The 23,111-nt window shown below is 70.7% G+C and carries 1 protein-coding gene; it reads right to left on the bottom strand.

The genetic code is table 11. The features are described from left to right. Positions 1 to 50 precede the first annotated feature (50 nt). Positions 51 to 23,006: a hypothetical protein gene (locus tag ACN20J_RS49430; protein ID WP_419668728.1), complete on the bottom strand. Its 22,956-nt coding sequence runs from the start codon at positions 23,004 to 23,006 to the stop codon at positions 51 to 53. Positions 23,007 to 23,111 lie beyond the last annotated feature (105 nt).

The raw sequence follows: 23,111 nt of genomic DNA, 5'->3' as shown, positions 1-23,111 counted from the left end.
GGCCAAGGCGCGGACTCGGCTCGCCGGGTGGCAGACGGGTCCGGGTGCGGTCAGGTCGTGTCGGCCTGCTGGATGCTGTCGCCGCTGTTGCCGATCGTGATGTAGGTGCCGATGCGACGGAAGTCGTTCATCACACCGAACATCGTCTTGTTCGACGGCAGGAGGGCCCGGATGGAGGGCTGTTCGGCCAACTGGGCCGCCAGCATCTCCTTGTATGCGTTGAACACCCTCGCCGTGTAGTTGGGCTCCTTCGCCGCGTTCATCCGGTAGTCGTTGGTGAGTGCGATGGAAGCCAGGTCCATCAGATAGCAGTCGATCAGGTCCGTGACGTCCTGGGCCCTGGCGCCGTCCTCCCCCACGCGTGCATCCTCTGCCAGGACACCGGCCATCTTCAGCACGATGTCGCGGTAGATCTTGTGCCTTGTGCTGCTCGGGTAGGCCGCCATGATGTGGTCCGCCTGGCCCGCGCCGTCGGTGTTCATCATCCGCGGTGTGTTCAGATCGCCCAGCCCCGGTACCGCCAGCGGGATGCCCCGGAACATCGCCTCCTCGTCGGGGATGTCCCCGTTCCGCGAGGCGAGCGGATGCAGGCCGATCTCGTGGGCGAGCATGCCCATGATGTGGCCGATGTCGTACTTCTCGAAGTAGTAGCTGGCCAGGTTGATGTCGACTCCGGCGTCACCGCGGTCCGACACGTCGGCCGGCGTCTGCGTCGTCCGCACGTGCAGGGTGATCCGAACGCGACGGTCACCGACGTACTCCTTGATGGTGTCGTGCTTCCGGAGCAGATCGATGATGCGGACCGCCTTGTCGCGGTACGCCTCGTTCGTGTGCTTCAGGTTGGTGAACTCGAAGTTCCCCGAGGAGAACGGCGCGTAGGCGGCTGCTACTTGGTCTGCCGGCTGACCTGTCGGCTGATCTGATGACTGGTCGGTCGCGGCGCTCGGGTTGTGCGGCATGTGCGCCGGGACCCCTTTGGACGCCGTGTCGTCGGCGCCCTCGGCCGGTCGGGGCAAGGAGACCGGATCCACCCATACCGCCTGACGGAGGACTGCGTCGGTCCCCTTGCGTGCCTCTTCCCAGGTCTGTCCGATGTGCTGTGCCGCGTCCTGTGCAGGCTCCTGTGCTCGGTCCGGCTCACTGGCCGGTGTGAGGCTCTGCTCGATGAGCTGCGCGATGTTCTGCCCAGTGCCTTGTTCGCTCGGCTCAGGCTGCTGAGGACGAAGGGGCACGTCACCGATCAGCGCACCCAGCAGCGCCAGGTGCCGGCCGCGAAGCCCGGCGGCGGCCAATGAGGAGTCCTCCGGGTTTGCGTTCAGGTCGCCGAGCAGGCTGCCGGCGATGTGGGGGCGGTGCGGGGAGTCGGCGTCCCGGTACTCGTCCCGGAGGCCGAGCTGATGGGTCAGTTCGTGCACGAAGTGGACCGGGTCGGCGTCCGCCCACCACGTGATCTGGTCCATCACGCGGTCGCGGCCCACCAGGTCCACCGTCAGGTGCGGGGACTCCGAGGGGTCAACCAGTTCGACGGTCACGTGCAGCAGGTCGCCGTTCGGCAGCCGGTGACCGGGGGCGTTGAGGAACTCGTGCACACCTGCGGAGAGTTGCTCGAAGGCGTGCGCTGCCTGCACGTCCGTGCCGCGCATCGTGATGCGGACGGTGAGGTCCGTGATCTGCTCCCCCTGGTATGAGAGCCGCCGGGCGTCGAAGCCGGACCGCACCACGAAGCGAGGCCGACTGTCGCGCGGCCCCACCAACTGCGGTGTGACGGCCGGGGTTTGCTCGATGCCCCCCTCCGCCCGCGCGTCGCCTTCGCTGGCCCGCGGAAGCCTGGGGTGGGCGTCGTCCGCGGGGATGGGCTGCTGGATGCTGTCGCCGCGGTTGTTGGTGGCGAGACTCGCGGCCAGTGTCGCGAAGTCCCGTACGACACCGAACATGCCCTTGTCGGCGGGCAGCAGACCACGGGCGGGACTGTCCTCGGCCATACGGGCGGCGAACTGTGCCTTATAGGCGTTGTAGACCTTGGCGGTGTTGCCCGGTTCCTTGGCCGCGTTCATCCGGTAGTCACTGGTGATCGCGATGGACGCCAGGTCCATCAGGTAGGTGTCGATCAGATCGGTGGCGTCCTTGGCCTTGGCACCTTCCACACCGGCCTGCGCGGCCTCGGCCAACATGTCGGCCATCTTCAGCACGATGTCGCGGTAGATCCCGTGTCTCGTGCTGCTCGGGAACGCGGCCATGATGTGGTCGGCCTGCCCCGCACTGTCGGTGTTCATCGTCCGCGGCGTCTTCAAATCGCCCAGCCCCGGCACCGGCAGGGGGATGCCTCGGAACATCGCCTCCTCGTCGGGGATGTCCGGGTTCCGAGTGGCCAGCGGGTGCAGGCCGATCTCATGGGCCAGCATGCCCATGATGTAACCGATGCCGTACTTCTCGAAGTAGTAACTGGCGAGGTTGATCTGCACGCCCTCATCACCCAGGTCGCGTACGTCCGCCGGAGTCTCCGTCGTCCGCACGTGCAGAGTGATCCGTACGGGACGGTCTCCGACGTACGCCTTGATCGTCGGGTGGTCCCGCAACAGCTCGATGACGCGGACGGCCTTGTCGCGGTACTTCTCATCTGTGTGCTTCAGGTTCGTGAACTCGAAACGCCCCGATCTGAAGGGGGTGAGAACCGGCTGGGGTGCCGGTGCCGGTGCGGGGTTCGACGTCGGCGCCGGCGTCGACTCGGTGTCACTCTGGGGCAGCCTGGGTCGCGCTTCGCCGGTGTTGCCAGCGGTGTTGCTACCGGTGTTGCTGTCCGTAGTGCTGCTGGTCGGGTCCGGAGCGACGGGCCGCTGGATGCTGTCACCACGGTTGTTGGTACCGACACTCGTGGCGAGCGCCGCGAAGTCACCAAGGACACCGAACCTGCCCTTGTCGGAGGGGAGCAACGGCCGGACGGGGCTGTTCTGGGCAAGGTGTGCCGCCAGCTGGGCCTTGTAGGCGTTGTAAGCCCTTGCCGTGTACGCCGGGTCGGTGACCGCCCTCCCCCGGTGGTCATTGGTGACCGCGATGGAAGCCAGGTCCATCAGATACGTGTCGATCAGGTCCGTGACGTCCTTGGCCTTCGCTCCCGCCACCCCGACCTGCGCGTGGTGGGCCAGCACCTCGGCCATCTCCACCACGATGTCCCGATAGATGCCATGCCGGATCGTGTGCGGGAACGCCGCCATCACATGGTCCGCCTGACCGGCACCCACGGTGTTCATGAAGCGCGGCGTCGACAGGGATTCCAGACCCGGCACCATCAACGGCATGCCCTGATACAGGTCTTCCTCTTCCCGAATCCTGGTGTTGCGAGTGGCAAGCGGGTGCAGCCCGATCTCATGAGCCAGCATCCCCATGACGTATCCGATGTCGTACTTCTCGAAGTAGTAGCTCGCCAGGTTGATCTGCACACCCTCGTCACCGAGGTCGATCACATCGGCCGGAGCTTGCGTCGTGCGCACGTGCAGGGTGATCCGCACCGGGCGCCCGCCGACATAGTCCTTGATCGTCTGATGCTCATCGAGCAACTCGATGATCCGGACCGCCTTGTCGACGTACCGGTCCGTCTGGTTCAGGTTCGTGAACTCATAGTTCCCGACCTTGAACACGCGCAGAGTCGGCACCGGCGCGGCAGGCGCCGAGTCACCCGACTCCTGCTGCATGTGCGCCGGAACGCCGTCCGTGGCCGTGGTGTCGTCGGCCGATCGTGGCAGGGAGACCGGGTCCACCCACACCGACTTCCGCAGAACGGGGTCGGTCGCCTGGCGAGTCTCGTCCCAACTCTGCGCGCCGTCCTGCCCGCCCTCCTGGACCTGGGATCGCAGAGTCACGTCCCCGATCAGCGCACCCAGCAGGGCCAGGTGCCGGCCACGTAGGCCCGCGCCCGCCAATGAAAGATCCTCGGGGCCGGCGTTGAGGTCGCCGAGCAGGCTCCCCGGAATGTGCGGGCGGTGCGGCGAATCGACATCCCTGTATTCGTCCCGGAGACCGAGCTGATGCGTCAGCTCATGCACCATCTGCACCGGGTCGGCGTCCGCCCACCAGGTGGCCTGATTCATGGCCCGGTCCCGACCCGCCAGATCGACGGTCAGGTGGGGGGCCTTGTCCGGAGCCGGGTCCGGGCCCAGCTGGTCCAGACCGACATACTCGACCGTCACGTTCAGCAGGTCACCGTTGGGCAGCCGGTAACCCGGGGCGTTCAGGAACTCGGCAACACCCGCACTGAGTTGACCGAACACGTCCGGGACCCGCTCCGCATCGCCGCGCATCGCGACCCGGACCGTCAGGTCGGTGAACGACTCACCCTCGTGAGTGAACCGCCGCGCGTCGAAGCCCGACCGCACCACGTACCGCGGCCGGCTGTCCCGAGAACCCCGCAACGACCTTGTGACGACCGGAGCTTGCTCGATGCCGCCCTCGGTCGGCGAGGTGCCGTCGGCGCCTTGCGGGAGCCGGGGGTTGGCCTCACCAGTAGGCGCGGACGTCGCCATGGACGTGGACGCAGGCGCAGGCGCAGGCGGCTGGATGCTGTCGCCGCGGTTGTTCGTGGCGAGGCTTGCGGCCAGCGTGGCGAAGTCCCGTACGACGCCGAACATGCCCTTGTCGGGAGGCAGCAGACCACGGGCGGGACTGTCCTCGGCCATCCGCGCCGCGAACTGTGTCTTGTAGGCGTTGTAGACCTTCGCCGTGTTCCCGGGCTCCTTGGCCGCGTTCACCCGGTAGTCGCTGGTGATCGCGATGGAGGCCAGGTCCATCAGGTAGGTGTCGATCAGGTCCGTGACGTCCTGGTTCTTGGCACCCGGCACCTTCGCCTGTGCGAACTCCGCCAGCATCTCCGCCATCTTCAGCACGATGTCGCGGTAGATCTTGTGCCGCGTACTGCTGGGGAAGGCGGCCATGATGTGGTCCACCTGACCCGCGCCCTCGGTGTTCATCGTCCGCGGTGTCCTGAGATCGCCCAGTCCCGGCACCGGCAGCGGAATCCCCTTGAACATCTCCTCTTCGTCGGGGATGTCGCCGTTCCGGGAAGCCAGCGGGTGCAGGCCGATCTCGTGGGCGAGCATGCCCATGATGTAGCCGATGTCGTACTTCTCGAAGTAGTAGCTCGCCAGGTTGATCTGCACACCCTGGTCACCCAGGTCGCGTACGTCCGCCGGGGTCTCGGTCGTCCGCACGTGCAGGGTGATCCGTACGGGGCGGCCGTCGACGTACGCCTTGATCGTCGGATGGTCCCTGAGCACGTCGACGATCCGGACCGCCTTCGCGCGATACCGCTCGTTCGACCGCTTCAGGTTGGTGAACTCGAAGTTCTCGATCACGAACGGACCGGAGTCGGTCGCGGCCGCGGCGGCAGGTGCCGTGTTCGGGCCCTGCGGCATGTGCGCCGGGACGCCGTCGGTGGCCGTGGCGTCGTCGGCCGGTCGCGGCAGGGAGACCGGATCGACCCACACCGACTTCCGCAGGACCGGGTCGGTACCGGTACGCACCGCGTTCCAGGTCTGCTCGCTGTCCGCCTGCGCGTTGGCCTCGGGACGCGGGGTCACGTCCCCGATCAGCGCGCCCAGCAGGGCCAGATGCCGGCCACGCAGGCCCGCAGCTGTCAGGGAAAGGTCCTCGGGCTCCGCCTTCAGGTCACCGAGCAGACTGCCCGGGATGTGCGGGCGGTGCGGGGAGTCGGCGTCGCGGTACTCGTCCCGGAGGCCGAGCTGGTGGGTGAGCTCGTGCACCATCTGGACCGGGGCCGCGTCCGCCCACCAGGTGACCTGGTCCATGGCCTGATCCCGGCCGGTCAGGTTCACGGTCAGGTGGGGGGCCTTGTCCGGAGCCGGGTCCGGACCGAGCTGGTCCAGATCGACGTACTCGACGGTTACGTGCAGCAGGTCGCCGTTGGGCAGGCGGTGACCGGGACTGTTCAGGAACTCCGCTACACCCGCGTCGAGTTGGGCGAAGGCGTGCGCGGGCAGGCCGTCCGTGCCGCGCATCGCGACGCGGACGGTGAGGTCGGTGACCGGGTCGCCGTCGTACGTGAACCGCCGCGCGTCGAAGCCCGACCGCACCACGAAACGAGGCCGGCTGTCCCGCGATCCCCCGGGTCGTCGCGAGCCGACCGGTGCCGTCCGCGGGGGTGTGCCGGTGCTGCTCCCGGGCAGGTGCGGACGTGCTTCCCCGGTCTCGGTGCTGCTCCGCACCGGCGCGGCGGTCTGGATGCTGTCGCCCTGGTTGTTGAACGCGACGCTGCTGCCCAGCCCCAGGAAGTTGCCCGTGACGTTGTACCAGCTCTTGTCGGCCGGCAGCAGGCTCCGGACGGGACTGTCGTCCGCCAACCGCGCCGCGAACTGCTCCTTGTAGGCGTTGTAGACCTTCGCTGTGTACCGCGGCTCCCAAGCGGCGTCCCTGCGCTTGTCGTTGGTCAGCGCGATCGTCGCCAGGTCCATCAGGTAGGTGTCGATCAGATCCGTGACGTCCTTGGACCTCGCACCTTCCTCACCTACGCGTGCGTCTTCCGCCAGCACCTCGGCCATAGTGAGCACGATGTCCCGGTAGGTCCGATGCCGCGTACTGCTCGGGAAGGCCGCCATGATGTGGTCCGCCTGACCGGCACCCTCGGTGTTCATCGTGCGCAGCGGAGTCAGGTGTGTCAGGCCCGGAACGGGCAGGTCGACTCCGGCGAACATCCCCTCCTCGTCACGGATACCCGTGTCCTGGGAGGCCAACGGGTGCAGACCGATCTCGTGGGCCAGCATCCCCATGACGTAACCGATGTCGTACTTCTCGAAGTAGTAACTCGCCAGGTTGATCTGGACACCCTCGTCACCGAGGTCGATCACGTCCGCCGGCGTCTCGGTCGTCCGCACGTGCAGCGTGATACGGACCGGACGGCCGTTGACGTAGTCGCGGATCGTGTCGTGCTTGCGCAGCAGCTCGATGATCCGGACCGCCTTGTCGCGGTACTTCTCGTCCGTGTGCTTCAGGTTGGTGAACTCGTAGTTCCCCGACTTGAAGGGGACGAGCGCAGGCCCCACCGCCGTGGGCGCGGGTGCGGTGTCCGGGTTCTGCGGCATGCGGGCCGGGACGCCGGTGGTCGTCGTCCCGTCGGTGTTGCTCTGGGGCAGCCTGGGGCGCGCCTCGCCGGGCCGACCAGCGGTGTCGGCGGCGGGTTGCGCCGGAGCGGGCCGCTGGATGCTGTCGCCCCGGTTGTTGGTCGCGACGTTGGCGGCCAGCGTCGCGAAGTCTCCCAGGACGCCGAACCTGCCCTTGTCCGCGGGCAGCAGGGCACGGACCAGGCTGTCCTGGGCCAGGTGTGCGGCAAGTTGGGCCTTGTAGGCGTTGTAGACCCTCGCCGTGTAGTTGGGGTCCCTGATCGCACGCGCCCGGTGGTCGTTGGTGATCGCGATGGAGGCCAGGTCCATCAGATAGGTGTCGATAAGGTCGGTGACGTCCTTGGGCTTGGCGCCCGCCACCCCGACCCGCGCGTGCTGCGCGAGCACCCCTGCCATCTCCAGGACGATGTCCCGGTAGATGCCGTGCCGGATGCTGTGGGGGAAGGCCGCCATGATGTGGTCTTCCTGGCCGGCGCCGAGGGTGTTCATGAAGCGCGGCGGGTTCAGGTTCTCCAGCCCCGGCACCAAGAGGGGCATCTCCCGGTACAGGTCCTCCTCCTCCGGGATCCTCGTGTTGCGGGACGCGAGGGGGTGCAATCCGATCTCATGGGCCAGCATCCCCATGACGTAACCGATGTCGTACTTCTCGAAGTAGTAGCTCGCCAGGTTGATCTCAACGCCCTCATCACCCAGGTCGATCACATCGGCCGGGGTTTCCGTCGTCCGCAGGTGCAGAGTGATCCGTACGGGGCGGCCGTCGACGTAGCTCTTGATCGTGCTGTGCTCGTCGAGCAGCTCGATGACCCGGACCGCCTTGTCGACGTACCGGTCCGTCTGGTTCAGGTTCGTGAACTCGAAGTTCCCCAGCTTGAAGGGACGCAGCACCGGCTCCGGCGCGGCGAGCGCGGTGGCGGGTGCCGTCTCCGAGCCCTCCTGGTCCTCGCGCTGCATACGCACCGGGACCTCGGTGACCGGCGTGCCGTCGGCGGATCGGGGCAGGGAGACCGGGTCGACCCACAGGGACTCGCGGGGTTCCTCGACGGCGTTCTCGCGGGCCTCCGACCAGCTCTGGTCGGCGCTCGGTTGCGGCGCCGGGGTGACGTCGCCGATGAGCGCTCCGAGCAGGGCCAGATGCCGGTCGCGCAGGCCGGCGGGCGCGAGGGAGGGGTCCTCGGGCGCCTCGTTGAGGTCGCCGAGGAGGCTGCCCAGGATGTGGGGGCGGTGCGGGGAGTCGGCGTCACGGTACTCGTCGCGCAGGCCGAGCTGGTGGGTGAGCTCGTGCACCATCTGCACCGGGGCCGCGTCCGCCCACCAGGTGACCTGATCCATCGCCCGGTCCCGGCCCGCCAGGTCCACGGTGAGGTGCGGCGCCGCGGTGAAGTCGGCCTGCTCGACCGTCACGTGCAGCCGGTCGCCGTTGGGCAGGCGGTACTCGGGCGCGTTGAGGAACTCCTCCACACCCGCCTTGAGCTGGTCGAAGACATGGGTGGCCTGGTCGTCCGTACCACGCAGCGCGATCCGGACCGTGAGGTCGGTGACCGGCCGGCCCTGGTACGAGAACCGCCGGGCGTCGAAGCCGGACCGCACCACGAACCGGGTACGGCTGTCGCGGGGGCCACGCGGGCCGTGCGAGTCGCGCGTCGGCAAGGTGTCGGACGAGGTGTCGGCGTCGGTGCCCGGGTCGACAGGTGCGGCGGTGTCCGTGGCGGCCCCGGGGAGTCTGGGGCGGGCCTCGGCGTTGGTGCCGCCGGTCTGCTCCGGGGCGACCGGCTGCTGGATGCTGTCGCCGCGGTTGTTGGTCGCGATGCTGCTGGCGAGCTGGGTGAAGGACCGTGCGACACCGAAAAGGCTCTTGTTCGACGGCAGCAGCGCTTGGAGGGCGGGCGTGTCCGCCAACTCGGCCCGCAGCATCTCCTTGTAGGCGTTGAAGACCCTCGCGGTGTAGTTGGGCTCCTTGACCGCGTTCAACCGGTAGTCGCTGGTGACCGCGATGGAGGCCAGGTCCATCAGATAGGTGTCGAAGAGGTCGGTGACGTCCTGCGTCTTCGCTCCCGCCACCCCGACACGCGCGCGCCGCGCGAGCACCTTGGCCATCTCGATGACGATGTCGCGGTAGATGCCGTACCGGATGGTCTTGGGGTAGGCCGCCATGATGTGGTCGGCCTGGCCCGCGTTGTCGGTGTTCATGGTCCGCGGCGTCTTCAGGTCGGTCAGCCCCGGCACCGGCAGTGGCATACCGCGGTACGCCTCCTCCTGCTCGGGTATGTCCGTGTTGCGGGACGCGAGGGGGTGCAACCCGATCTCATGGGCCAGCATCCCCATGACATAACCCGTGTCGTACTTCTCGAAGTAGTAACTCGCCAGGTTGATCTGAACGCCCTCGTCGCCCAGGTCGCGTACGTCGGCCGGGGTTTCCGTCGTCCGCAGGTGCAGAGTGATCCGTACGGGGCGGCCGTCGACGTAGCTCTTGATCGTGCTGTGCTCGTCGAGCAGCTCGATGACCCGGACCGCCTTGTCGACGTACCGGTCCGTCTGGTTCAGGTTCGTGAACTCGAAGTTCCCCAGCTTGAAGGGACGCAGCACCGGCTCCGGCGCGGCGGGGGCAGGAGCGAGTGCCGTCTCCGAACTCATCGGCACGTTCGTGTCCGTGGTCGGCACGTGCGAGTCCGTCGGCACATTCGTGTCCGTGTCCCTGCCGGACAGCGTGCTCAGCTCGTACGCCTCCTCCTGGACTCCCGGGAGGTTGCTGCCCGTCGGCAGCGGAGGCGGCAAGGCGGGGTCGTGTAGTGGCGGGACCGACAAGATGGTGTCGACGGGCGTCGTGACCTGCCCATCGGTATCCGTCCCGGGACCCTTCGGTTCCGGAGCGTCCTTCTGCTCGGGACCCTTCTTCCCGATGTCCTTCGGTTTCGGCGCCTTCGAGTCCTTCGGCTCGGGGGCCTTCGTGTCCTTGGGATCGGGAGCCTTCGGCGCAGGGGCCGGGGTGTGGAGGCTCACCGGCACGAAGTCGCCACCGCGGCGCCGGAGCCGGATGTGTGGGCCGCTGTCGCCGCCCGGCCCGGCGTACGTGTGGAAAGTCCCGTTCTCCTCGATCAGCGTGACCGTCGCGCCGGTCGCGGCGGCTGCCCACTCGGCCACCGCGCGGTCCGCCCCGCGATCCCACGGGGCCTCGGCGAGGTGCCGGCGCAGGTGGCCGTCGAGGGCGTCCTGGCTCGGCGCGGGCGCGCCGGGGCGGGCCCGGAACGGCGGGGGCGTGAAGAGCGTGTCGCGCTCCGCCCGGTTGCCGGGCAGGCCGTTCAGGCGCATCAGCTGGGCGGGCGTCGCGCCGGCACGCGAGCGCAGGCGAGCCGCCTCCCGGCGGTCGAGGCCCGGCTGTGCCGCGGCCTGCAGCAGCGTCGTGGAGAGCGCGTCGAAGAAGCCGTTGCCGCGGCCGGCGGGCGTGCCCTGGGTGTAGGTGGCGCCGTCGGGTGCTGTGAGGACGCCGTCGCGGTCGATGCGGTAGCGCGGATCGCTGCTGTCGGCCGGCGGCAGCCAGGGCGCGATGGTGTGGCTGCGGTGGGCGGGCGGGTGCTCCGACGCCGGACGCGTGGTCTCCCCCGTGGACGTCTCGGTCGTCGTACCCGAATCGACCGCAGTCGCCGGCGCCGGCAACGCCGTCGCGACCGGTGCCGGGGTGCCGGTCGGAAGCGCCGCGTGGAAGAACCCGTCGGTGGCGAAGAGGACCGGGTCGGCGGCCGGGTCGACGGCGACCAGGTCGACGCCGTGCGGGAGGTGGACCTGGTCGCGGCCCTCCCCCGTCACCACGGTGATCGGCGTGCCCAGGACCCTGGCCGCGAGGGCGGGCAGCAGGTCGGCGCCGCCGTGGTCGCCCGCCCGGCGCTCGGGCGAGGCCGGCCGGTCGGCCGTCGACGCGGCGTCGTCCTGTCGCGGCTCGCTCGCGAACGGGCGGGACAGGGCCGCGGTGGCCAGCGCCACCCGCTGCGCGGGGGCCGGCCAGTAGGTCTGCGGGAGGCGCCCGAACGCGTCGAACTCGACCTGCTGCGCGGGGGTGAACACCACGCCCGCCGCGTCGAGTTCGGCCTGGGTGAAGGTGTCCGCGGCGTCCAGGGCGAGGGCGTCGAGCAGGTCCTCGTTGCCGTCGGCGCCCAGTTCCCAGGCGAGGCGGTCGCGGGCGACGCCGATGGCCTCCGCGGTGACCACCGGATCGCCGGGGTCGCGGCTGAACCGGTCAGCGAGGTCGTCGCCGAGGAGGTACGGCAGACGACCGCGGGTGTCGGCGGCGGCGAGCAGCGCGTGGAAGAACGAGGCGCCGTCGTGCGGCATGTCGTGCACCTCGCGCACGGTGGTGCCGTCCGGCGAGGTGATGGTGCGCGGGGCCGTGTCGGTGGCGTCGGTGATCGTGTAGGGCTCGGGGGCCTCGGAGCGCCAGTCAGGGGCGGTGTACTCCTGCGGCCGGTCCGGCACCGTGACCGAGGCCGAACCCTGGTGGTGGGCGGTGAGCCGGGACGCGGCGAGCTGCAGCCGGTGGTGGTCGGCGGCGGCCGCGTCGGTGCGCTGCTGCCAGCGGTGGACCTCCTCGCGGGCGGCCTGCCAGGCGACGACGGCGGGCGACCAGAGCACGTCCGGCGGCAGGTCGGTCAGTGGGCCGGAGTTGTCGTCGCCGAGCGCGGTCTGTTCCTCCGCGCTCAGGTCGAGCCACGTCTCCCGGGCCCGTGCCCGGGCGTCGTAGTAGTTCTTCTCGGCGGTGGCGAGGTCTGCGGCCGCCTTGGCCTGGCCGTCCCAGGCCGCGACGACCTCGTCGGGGAACGTGGAGTCGTCCAGGAGCCCGTAGTCGCGGGCGATGTCCTCGCGCAGCCAGACCAGGGCGGTGGTCTCGCTCTCGGCGGCGCGCGGCCCGCGCTTGGCCTTGCCGAGCGCGTGCAGCGCGCGACTGTCGGTGTACCGGTGGTCCACCTCGGCCACCGAAAGCCAGGTCACCGGCACGGCGAAGAGCATGCTCCGGTCGGTGACGACCTTGATGTGGGTGCCGAGGGTCGTGTCCGTGGCGCCCTTGAGTGTCGTGCCGTCGTTCGTCCCGGCGATCGGGACCGTGGCGCCGGGGTTGGTGACACCGGCGTTGCTGTTTCCTGCCAGCGGCGCGGTGCCCACCGCGCCCTCGACGTTGTCGGTGACGTCGGCTCCGAGCGCGTCGGAGGCCTTCGCCCGCTGCATGGCCTCCATGCGCGGCTTGTTCTCGACCGCGAGCAGCCGGGCGCCGCGGCGGTGCATCTTCGCGTAGAGGCGGGAGTCGGCGGTGTGGGACTGGCCGAAGAGGTGGGCGGACGCCTGGCTGGGCAGCACGGTGCCGTTCGCTCCGAGGGCCTCACGGAAGCCGGAGGTGAGACCGACCTGCGAGGTGGCCTCCTGCTGGGCCTGGGCGGGTGCGGTGCCGAGGCCGGTGAGCGTCGTGAGCCGTGCCGTGCGCACCCGGCGGGCGATTTCCTTGCCGGTGTGCCGCTTGCCGAGGTCGGTGTCGCCGAGGCCGTCGGCTCGTGCGGTCGCGACCGTGAGGGCGTCGTGTACGTTGCCCGCGCCGCGGATGTCCACGGCGAGGATGCCGGAACCGATCGTGTCGTCGAAGGGCAGGACGTCCGGGTCGGCGCTGCCGCCGGGGTCCCCGGCGGCGGAGGTGCGCCAGGTGGCGATGCCCTCCGGGCGGGCCTGGGCGGCCGTCAGTACCCGTACTGAGCGCTCGGGTTCCGGTATGTCCTGCTCGGTGAGTGCTCCGTCGTCGCCTTCGCCGACCGGGGTGAGCAGGCTGGCCGGGAGGACCTCGTTGAGACTGCCGACGGAGACGGAGGAGACGCCGGGAGCGAGCGCGTCGCCGGTCGAGTCCGTCATGACGACGGTGAGGGTGTAGCCGGTGACGACCTCGGCGTGGGCCTGGGTGGTGGCGATGTTCGGCATCGAGGTGGTGCCGGCCGTCTGGGTCCGTACGCTCGACCGCGCCTTGGCCGCGGTGCCCTGGAGCGAGGGGTTGGCGATGAGGATGCCGTCCTCCGCCGCACGCTGGCCGCCGCTGAGCGTCGCGTCGGCGCCGCGGTCCTGGGAGGCGCCGGCGGCGTCGTCGCGAGCGGTGGTGCGGTAGTCCTCCAGCTCATAGCCGGTGCGCAGCTTGTCCACGGTGGTGGTGACCGGGGTCAGGGTGAACTTGAGCTGTGCCGGGCTGCCACCGACGGGCAGGTGGAAGGGGTCGGACCAGGTGCGGTAGCGGACCGGGAGGGTCATCCCGTCCGTCGTCAGCTCGTGCAGGTGCGCGGCGAGGAAGTCCGGGGAGAGCCGCTGGATGACCTGTTCCCGGTCGTGCCCGGGCACCCCGATCCGCTCCAGCTGCGTCAGCAGTAGCTGCGCCGCGGCGCTCGCGTCGAGCTGACCGCTGGGGTGGGTGAGGAAACGGCGGAACCTCAGGTAGGGGGGCAGCCGGTAGCCGCCGCCGAGGTTGTGCGGGGTGTCGGTGCCCAGGCCGTCCGGGGCGAGCCCGGCCTCGATGACGTCCTGCATCGGCAGGTGGAACATCACCGCGTCGCGGATGTGCTGCAGCGCGGCGGCGGCCCGGCGCGGGGAGAGACTGTTGCCGAGCCGCTGGGAGATACGCCCGGCCGCGGAGCTGATCCCGGCCCCGGCACGGGTGCCGATCGCGCCCATCGCGGCCGTCCACCGGTCCCGTACGGCGACGGTCTCGGCGGCGTCGGCGACCACCAGGTACATCCGCCCGGCGTAGGAGAGGGTGGTGTTACGGCCCCGGGTGACGGTCTGCGAGACGCTGCGGCCCTTGCCCCAGGCGTACTGCAGGGCCGCCGAATAGGAGCCGACCACCGCGGGCTGGCCGGGTGCCTGCTGCAGGGGTGTGTCGGCGCCCTGAAGGCCGAGGGTGGTGCGGGTGACGGTGCTCGCGGTGCCGTTGATGCGGTGTTCGTTGCCCACGGTGGTCTCGGAACTGGCCGGCTTCGGGTCGCTCTTGACCCGGAAGTTGCTCAGTTCGCCACGGATCGCTCCCTTGAGGTAGTGGGTCCGGAACGGGCCGGCGCCGTTGAGTCCGGGGATGCGGGAGCCGAACGGGCCCAGGTACTGGCCGAGTTGGCCGGCCACGCTGAGATTCGCCATCGCGCGGCGCAGCGCGGTGCGTGCCGGGGCGCCGGGCGCGCTGACGTGCCAGGAGGTGCCCGAGGCACGGTCGGCGGTGTCCTGCATGAGCTGCTGGCGCTGCGGGCCGCCCTCGGCGCTGAGCACCACGTGCGGTGCGCTCAGCAGCTTCTTGGTGAGCTGGTGGTCGGGGGATTCCGTCGTCGGCGTGGGGCGGGTGCCGTCGAGGAGCTGGTCCGCCTCGGCGGAGGAGAGCTGCTGCGGCGCGGGGGTGGTCGTCGTGGCCGGGGCCGGCCCGGTGGGCGGCGGGTCGGCGGGCGCGTAACGGTCGGAGCCGTGTGCGGACGGGACGGCCAGTTCCACCCGGCCCACGGTCTCGCTGCCGCGGCTGAACAGCGGGCGTTCCTCGACCTTGCTGACGAAGACGCCCGCGCCGAGCAGGCCGATCGAGGCGAGCCTGGCCCAGCCGCGCGGGCGGCGGTGGCCCTCGAAGGTCGCGCCCAGTTCCACCTGGTAGCTGTAGAGATCGGCGCCGGTCTGGAACATCAGGTGGTCGTGGGCGACCGCGACGGTGTTCCTGGTGGCCTTCTGGTCGGTCCTGGCGTGCCGGAGCCCGACGGCCACGCTGCCGGCCTGACGCGGCAGCCCGACCCCGTCCACCTTGTCGTGATCGCGCGGCCCGACACCCATCTCGACACCGCCGGAGAGGGTGACGGCCGACTGCTGCCCCTGGCCGGAGACCTCGGTGCCGATCACGGCGTTGCGCAGCGAGCGCTCGCTCATGGTTGTCTCGAAGCGCCGGTCGGTGAGGCGCGCCTTGAGGATGAGGGTGTGGTGGCCGCGGCGCACCTTGCCGTCCTCGGTGAGGGTGACTGGCACCCCGGTGGTGGTGAGGTCGTCCAGGCTCTGCGCGAGGCTGGGCCGGTTGAGCGCCTCGCGCACCTGCCGGTCGTTGTGGAACGCGGTACGCATGCGCCCGTCGCCGTACCAGAACTTGGCGAGGCGCGGATGCCTCAGCATGAACGGCGGGACGAACAGCGACGGGTACGAGCGGTGCAGCGTGTCCAGGACGGTGTCCGCGAAGGCCTTCATGGGGTCCTGGGGCGGAGGCGGCGGAGCCTGGGTCTGCCCCTGCTGGATCTGCGGCTGCCCTTGGGTCGTGGGCTGGGTCTGCGGCTGGGTCTGCGGCTGCGTCTGGCTCTGTGTCTGCGGCTGTCCCAGGGGCTGCGGCTGGGTGAGGGGCTGCGGCTGCAGCTGCCCCTGCGGGCGGCTGGGGCGGAAGCCCTCGGCGCGGACCTGGCCGCTCAGGTGGACCGGGTCCTCCCGGGTCAGGTACCACGGCACCGGCGGCTCGGCGTCCGGGTTGGGGCCGGCCTGGCCCGGCGTACGGCTGTCCCAGCCCGCGAGACGGCGTGCGTCCTGCGTGGAGATCCAGTCCAGGCTGACCACCCGGACCTGCCGGGCCGCGGAGGACGGTTCGCCGGGCTTGCGCACCATCAGGGTGCGCTCCACCCGGTAGAGCGCGACCGGGTGGTTGCGGACGCGCCCGGTGGTCTTGCGAGCCGCGTCGACACCGAGGTAGTGCCCGCGCCCGGTGGAGATGTCCGCGCGGACCAGGGGCCCGCCCTGAAGGCGTACGTCGGTCTCCGGGCCCGCGATGGTGTAGTTGGGCCCGGCGGTCACCTGGAAGCCCAGCCGGGTGTCACGTACGTGACCGCGCTCGTTCTGGTACGTGGTCTGCGTGAGATCGCGCAGCTCCGCCTTGACCGACTCGGTGACGAGGGTGGCCCGGTGCGGCACCGACCGCTCCACGATGAGGTGCCCCAGCGGGTGCTGTCCGCTGCCCTTGGTCAGCTCGGGCCCGGTGACCGGCCCGGAGAACCGCCCGAACAGCCCGAGCAGCCGGCCCGGCCGGACGTACGAGACCAGCGTGCGGTGCGCCGAACTCCCGGGCCGCGCACCGGAGATGGCGAGTGCCATGTCCTCCGGCGGGTCCACCAGGTGCAGTCCGGTGGTGTCGGTCATGCGCGGCTCGACGCCGTCCGGGAAGGTGAGCGTCTTCGGCGCCCGCTCGGGTCCCTTGAAGGGCACGGTGAGATCGTCCGGCAGCCGCCAGCTCAGCCCGTCGCGCATCGCGAACTCCGCGGTGTGCACCTGGGTGCGCTGCCAGTCGGGCTTCGGCAGAGCCGGAATGACCGGGGTCGTGGGCGTGGCCGGGGTCGTGCTGGTGGCCGTGCCAGTGGTGGCGGGCGTACTTGTGGTGGCGGGAGTGCTCGTGGTGGTGCTGCCGCTCGGGGAGTTGTCCGGACCGGTGGTCTTCGGTGCCTCGGTGACGCGGTCCACCCGCACCCGGTAGTGGACGTCGTCCAGATGCAGGTGCGAGCCCTCCCAGTTGCGCCACTCCGACTGGTTGTAGGCCTGGGTGCCCTGGGCGTAGTCGGTCTTCCGCGTCCAGCCCAGCGAAAAGCCGATCTTCAGCAGCCAGTTGAGGGGCGGGCCCATGCTCAGGCCGCCGGCGATCCGGCGCCCGAAACCGACACTGCGCCCGCCGCCCGTGCCGGCCTGGCCGCGCCGCATGGTGTCCACCCGGACGGTGGCGTCCCCCACGTTGGAGAAGCGTTCCCAGCGGTGGTACGGGATGGCCTCGACGGTCATCTCATGGCCGACCCCGGACTTCTCGCGGCCCACGAAGCGCGCGCCGCGCGGCGCGGTGAAGGCGTCCGGCTGCTGGATCAGCAGGCCCAGCAACTCCGCCTCGTCGAACTGATCACGCAGCTTCTTCGGGAGCTTACCGAGGATCTCCTCGGCGACCTGCTCGGGCGAGCGCAGGGTCGTCTTGCCGAGGCCGGTGAAGAGCCCGGTGGGATGGCTTCGCGCGGTCCCGGCCGGCCGGCCGGCCGGAGGCGTGGTGCCGTCACCGGGGTCGGCGTCCGGGCTGATCAGGACGGTGGGCAGCCGGGTGCCGTCCTCGAAGGTGACGGTACGCGGCGGCGGGCCGGGCGTCCGGGCGTCCGGCCCGGTGAGCAGCCGGGCCGGACGGTGCCGGTCGAGCTGTGTCTCCAGCGGCACCGGATCGCCCCGGTCGGGGGTCTCGGTGTCGGAGCTGTCCAGGTCGGTGACCCCGCCCATGCTGCGCAGCCACTCCCCGAACGGCCCGGAGTCGTCCAGGTCCTGGGTGGCCGGATCCTGGAGCGCCGGGTCCTGGGTGACCGGAGGCGGTGTGAGGGACGGGTCCGGTACGGGGGTGAGCGGGGCCGACGCCGGCACCAGCGCGTCGTAGTGGTCGGTGCCGTTGTAGGCCAGGTGCAGGGTGCCGCCCTGGCCGCCCGGGTGGAGGTTGGTGACAAAGGTGGTCCCCGGCGACTGCCGGTCGGGCTGGACGAGCCGCAGGTCGAGGTCGAGGGTGTGGGCCAGGGCCTGCGGGAGCAGGTCGGCGAAGGGGGACGCCCACAGTCCGGGGAGCTCCGCCGCCACGGCGATCAGTTCCTCGGTGCCGAACTCTCGTGCGTCGGCCGGCGTGGGAGCGACGTCGGCGAGGTTCGGGTAGCCGCCGTCCCGGAGGATCTGCTGCCACCGGACCGCGTCGCCGTCGTTGACGACCGCCTGCGCGATCCGGTCCCAGTCCTGATTGATCTGGTTCTGCTCGTCCGCGTCCTCCACCCCGGCGATGGCGGTCATCCGCAGATCGTCGACGACGGCGAGGACCGGGTCCGGGGTCGCCTCGGCCGCGGCGGCGGCAAGCTCGGACCCCCTGATCCGGTCGCTGAGCAGGCGGCGCAGGCCGGCGACGTTCAGCGCGGCCCAGGCGGGGGGTATGTCGTGGCTGCGCGCGCTGTCCAGGGCGCCGCGGAAGAGGCAGTTCCCGCCGCCCGGGGTCTCCAGGCGCCGGAAGGCCAGGCCGTCCGCGTGCAGCACGGTGTCCGGGCCGGCCGGCGTGGTCTTGCTGAGGAGGGTCAGGTCCTCGGCGATGCTCTCCGGGCGGCTCGGCGTGGGCGCCAGATCGGGCCTGCGGCGGGCCAGTTCGGCGGTGTCCTCGGAACTGAGGCCCAGCTCGGACAGCGGCAGCGGGGTGTCGGACAGCGACCAGGTGACCTGCGCGGAGGGTGCGTAGGACAGACCGCGTACGTCCTGCGGCGAGACCATGGTGGTCGGCGGGAGCGCGGGCGGCGGCGGAGGCAACAGGGCGTCGAGTGTGGTGTCGGGCCCGGCGGTGTTCCGCAACTCGGCCGCGGCACGCAGGAATTCGGTGTACTGCTCGACCGTCGGCTCGGCGGACGGATCGATGCCGGTGCCCGTCGCACCGGCCCGGTCGACGACCATCCGGCGCAGCAGGTCCTGGGTCATCCGGCCGTCGCCGTAGCGGGCGGCGGTGTCCGGGCTGAGCCAGCGCAGGCCGTCCACGTAGGCGAGTCCGGCGAGCAGCTCCCGGTTCCCCTGCTGCTGTTCGGCGTCCGTGCCGAGGGTGTCGCGCAGCGTGCGGACCTGCTGGAGGGTACGGGCCTGGGCGAAGGCGTCGGCCGGTTCCGGACCCGCGTGCAGACCGGCGTCGCGCGCCAGCGCGTCCAGGTCGGTGCCGCTGGGCTCCGGGGTGAAGAGGCGCCATGATCCCGGCCCGTCCGGGCCCTCGGCGAGGACCGCGCGGACGTTGCCGTCCCGGTCCCTGGCCGTGCCCACCTCGGTCGTCGGCGCGTACACCGGGCGGCCGGTCCGGTTCGCCACGTGCTGGGCCACCGGCAGGCCCGCCACCTTCGGCTGCTGTCCGGTCTCGCAGGAGAACAGCACCAGTGGCCGCTCCCGGTCGCGGTCCTGCGCCCAGGACTTGAGTACCTCGCCGAGCTGCACACCGCTGATCTTCACGGTGGGGCGCGCCACGTCCTCGGTACCGAGGGTGACGGTCCGTGAGGTGCCGTGGCTCGTGAAGTAGTCGGCGCCACTCTCGGTGTCCGAGCCGGGCAGCGCGGTCGGCGGGCCTGTGAACACGGTACGGCGGACGGGCGGGTCCGCCACGGTCTGCGGGTTCGAGTTGGCCGGCGTCGTCGAGGCGGTCGAGGTGGTCTCTGCCGCCAGGGCCGGGGAGACCGACATGGTGCGTACGCCGCGGAAGGTGTCCTGGTCGAGCAGGGCGCGACGCCCCGCACTGTGCGCAGTACCGTCGTCGGCCGGGCTCTGCGAGATGGTCAGCGTCTGCACGGCACGCCCGGGCCGGGGCTTGACGGTCGCGCTCGGCACCATGCGCCGCAGCTGCGCGATGGGCACCTTGTGGCCGTCCAGGGTGGTGACGACCGGGTCGCCCGCGGGGCGCGCGGGACCGTTCACATCGTCGGTGGTGCCGCCGCTGTCCGCGGGTCGCACGATGATCCGCCCGGCGGGCGGGAACACCACGGGGGGCGCCGCCGTGGGGTTGTCCGACGCGGAGTCGTCCTGCGTGAGGTCGTCCGGTGCGGGGTCGACAGACGTGGTGTCGTCCGTCGTGGTGGGTGGCGGAGGCGGGGTGCCGCCGTTCCCCGGCCCGTGTCCGCCGCCGAGGTCGGGGGCCCGGTCGCCGGTGCCCGTGCCTTCGTCGTTGCCCGACTCCAGGTACAGATCGGTGGCCGTGTCGGTCCAGGGGCGTGACAGGGTGGCGAGCTTGGCCGCGGCGGGCGCGGTGGTGAGCGTGGAGTCCGGGCCCACGCCGTTACTGACGCTTTTGGCGTCCAGGAGGGACGTCCCGTCCGAGACCAGCTTCGGGCGCGCGGCCGGGGTGTCGACCGGGCCGCTGTCGGTCTTGACGGTGGCCTTCGGGGTGGTCTGCGTGTCGGACCCGGAGTCCACGACGGGAGCAGGGCCAAGGGCGTCGGCGAGCGGCAGCAGCACGTTCGCACCGGGGAAGGCGGTGTCGGCGTCGCCGTCCGGCGTCGCGGCGGACGGCGGACCGGCGAGCCGGCGGACCTGGACCGGAGCGCCGGGCCCCTCGCGGGTCAGCTCCACGGCGGCGCGTACCGGACGCCCCGTCCCGTCCGGCGCGACCGCCGGACCGAGCACCACGGCCCGGTCGACTCCGGCGCCGTCCAGCAGTGCGGCCGCCTCCGGCGATCCCGCCACCGGCGACGGCGCATCCGAGACCACGATCGTCAACGGCTGTGCCTGCGTGGACGAGTTGTCCGTGACCGTCGGGGACGGACCGGCCTTCACGTCGGTCTGGCCGCCGATTTCGGTCCCATCGCTCGTGTCGGCGTACGAACCGGTGGTATTGACCTTCGGCGGAGCGGCGGTGATGTCGGAGACCGGGGCGGGGCCACGTTCGGTGACGTCCGAAGTTCCGTCGCTGTCGGGCGAGTTGACGGTCTCCGGCGACTGCGGGACCCGCGGTCCCTCGTCGGCGGTGACCTGCGGGTCGTTGTCGGAGGCGACCTGCGAGTCGGAGTCTGTCGTGATCTGCGGATCGTTGTCTGTCGTGAACTGCCGGTCGCCGTCGGTCGTGTTCGACGCGGTGTCGTCGGTGGTCGTGGTCTGCGAGCCGTCCGGCTGGCCTGTGGCGTCCGGGTTGCGGGAGCCCTGCGGCTGCGGGGCCGAGGGGGTCTGGCTGCTTCCACCGGTGGGTACGCCGCTCGGTCGGCCGGTCCCGGCGTTCGAACCTGTTCCCGTGCCCGTCCCCGTCCCCTGCGTGGCGGAGTTGCCGGGGGCGGGGGCTGGACCTGCGACCTCGCTGTCCGGCGAATTCTGGGCGGAGTTGTCCGGGGAGACCTCGGTCGAGTTCTCCGAAGACACCTCGGGTGAGTTCTCCGGTGACACCTCGGGCGCGGCGCCGTTCAGGTCGGCGGGGTTTTCGAGCCGGCGGTCCGTGTCGAGGTCCACCGTCGAGTTGCCGTCGCCATCGACGTTGATGTTGTCGTTGGCGTTTCCGGTGGGACCGGGCACGGAGTTGCCCGTGGAGCCGCCCCCGAACCCGTTCGAGGAGATCGGGGCGTCCACGGTGACCGGCGTGCCGAAGCTGTCGAGGACGCGGCGGATCTCGTCCGTGTCGATCTGGGCGGCGGGGCTGTTCCCTGTGGGAACCACCCGGACCTCGGGCAGCTGCGACAGGTTGCCGTGCAGGCTGTCACGGACACCGACCTCGGTGCTGCCGGGCGGCTGGGAGCCGCGCAGGGCAGCGAGGTCCTGCAGTGCCTGCTCGCGGATCTCGGGTGTGCCGTTGTGGACCTGCTGCCACAGCTCGTCCTCCGCTGCGGTCACGGGCAGCGGGCCCGCCGAGTACGCCGGCGGGTCCACGGTGCTGTACGGCGGCGGGTCCATGCCGGAGTAGGGCGGCGGCAGGTCGACGCCGGCGAAGTCGCCCGTACCGGTGGTGTCCCGGGACACGGGCGGGGGCTGCGTACGCGTGGAACCGCTGCCGCCCGTCGAGCCGGAAGACCCCGAAGTGTCCGTGCCGCCGGAGCCTTCGGCGTGGTCGGGGCCGTTTCCGGAGCGCGTGGAGTTGTCGGTGTCCCGTGTGTCGGTGTCAGTGTTGCCGGCGGAGACGGTGGGCGGCTGGTTGCGCAACTTCTCGATGGCGTTGCGCAGTTCGGCGCCGCTGTTGATCGCGGTGTCCGAGAGGGTGGCCTCGACCTGGCTGCTGAGGCCCGCACCGACGAAGGTCGACCAGCTGGTGGACCAGTCGCCGTCGAAGGCGCCCTTGATCAGGATCTCGGCGAGCGCCTCACCCGCGCCGGCAGCGAGGAAGTCTGCGGTCCCCTTGAGACCGTAGTGCCCGGCCAGCGCACCCGGCCGGTCGGCGTTGTTGCGCAGGATCTGGTTGTTCCGCCACAGATTGGTGTTGTTCTTGAAAGAGGTGGGGTTGAACCGGAACGTGAACGGGTTGTTGTTCTTGAGGTTGGGGCCGTTCAGGTTCGGGTTGGGGCCCGGACTGTTGCCCGGGGTGTTGTCCCGGTTGGAACCGGGGCCCGGCCCCGGACCGGGATCCGGCTTGGGGTTCGGCTTCGGGTTCGGGCCGTTGTTCTTGAGGTTGATGTTCGGGGGGTTCTTGAGGTTGGGGTTGTTCTTGAAGTCGAGGTCGGGCCCGTTCTTCAGGAAGTTGTTGTCGTAGCTCTTGACGATGTTCTTCGCGAAGTCGTCGAAGACGCTGGTCAGGAAGCCCGCAGCGGCACCGAACGCGGCCGACTTGAGGATGTCGTTCCAGTCGAAGCCGTCGGGGCGGCGGCCGTTGGGGGCAAAGTTCATCATCGCGAGCCGCACCGCGAAGGTGGTGAACGCCTCGGCGAACGCCTCGGTCAGCGAGGGCGCCAGGTGCAGCCGCTGGAGCAGGTGGGTGAGCGTGGTGAGGATCATGAACCGGCTGCGGAGCTTGGCCATCATGATCTGGCTGGCCGAGGCACCACCGGTGAAGAAGGACATGGCGAGGTAGATGGCGATCTCGATGAGCAGCCGGATGACCTCGGCGATGACCTGCCACTTGGACTCCATGATGTCCATGGAGGTCTTGCGCCGGCCCTCGGCGATCTTGTCGAGCTGCTCGGAGAACTCGCGCAGATAGTTCTTGCCGCCGTCGTCGATGAGCATGCCCATCGCCTTGGCATACGACTTGGAGAGGTCGTCGGGCATGACCTCGGCGATGTCGTGGATCGACTTCTCGATCAGCGACGACACCCGGTCGAGCTTGCGGCCGAGGCCGGAGTAGGGCCGCCTGCTCTCGTAGGCCAGGTCCTCGTCGGCGTCGATGAGCTTCTCACCGGTGAGGATGAAGATCATCGCGTTGACCTCGGGCGACGCCATCATGCTCATCGGGGGCCGCCCGAGGGGCCGTTGGAGCAGAACTGACCCGAGCGGAACAGGACGGAGCGGCATGGAACCGGGCAGTACCGGGGCGGGCGGCACACGAACGCGCCG

The organism is Streptomyces sp. 2-1 (assembly GCF_048564895.1).
In the GTDB taxonomy this organism is placed as follows: Bacteria; Actinomycetota; Actinomycetes; order Streptomycetales; family Streptomycetaceae; genus Streptomyces; species Streptomyces phaeochromogenes.
Note: the sequence above shows the minus strand (reverse complement) of the source record. Positions and strands in the feature narration are given on the sequence as shown.

Excerpts from the sequence above, each read along its gene's own strand:
- ACN20J_RS49430 (WP_419668728.1), bottom strand. The coding sequence starts at position 23,006 with ATGAGCATGATGGCGTCGCCCGAGGTCAACGCGATGATCTTCATCCTC.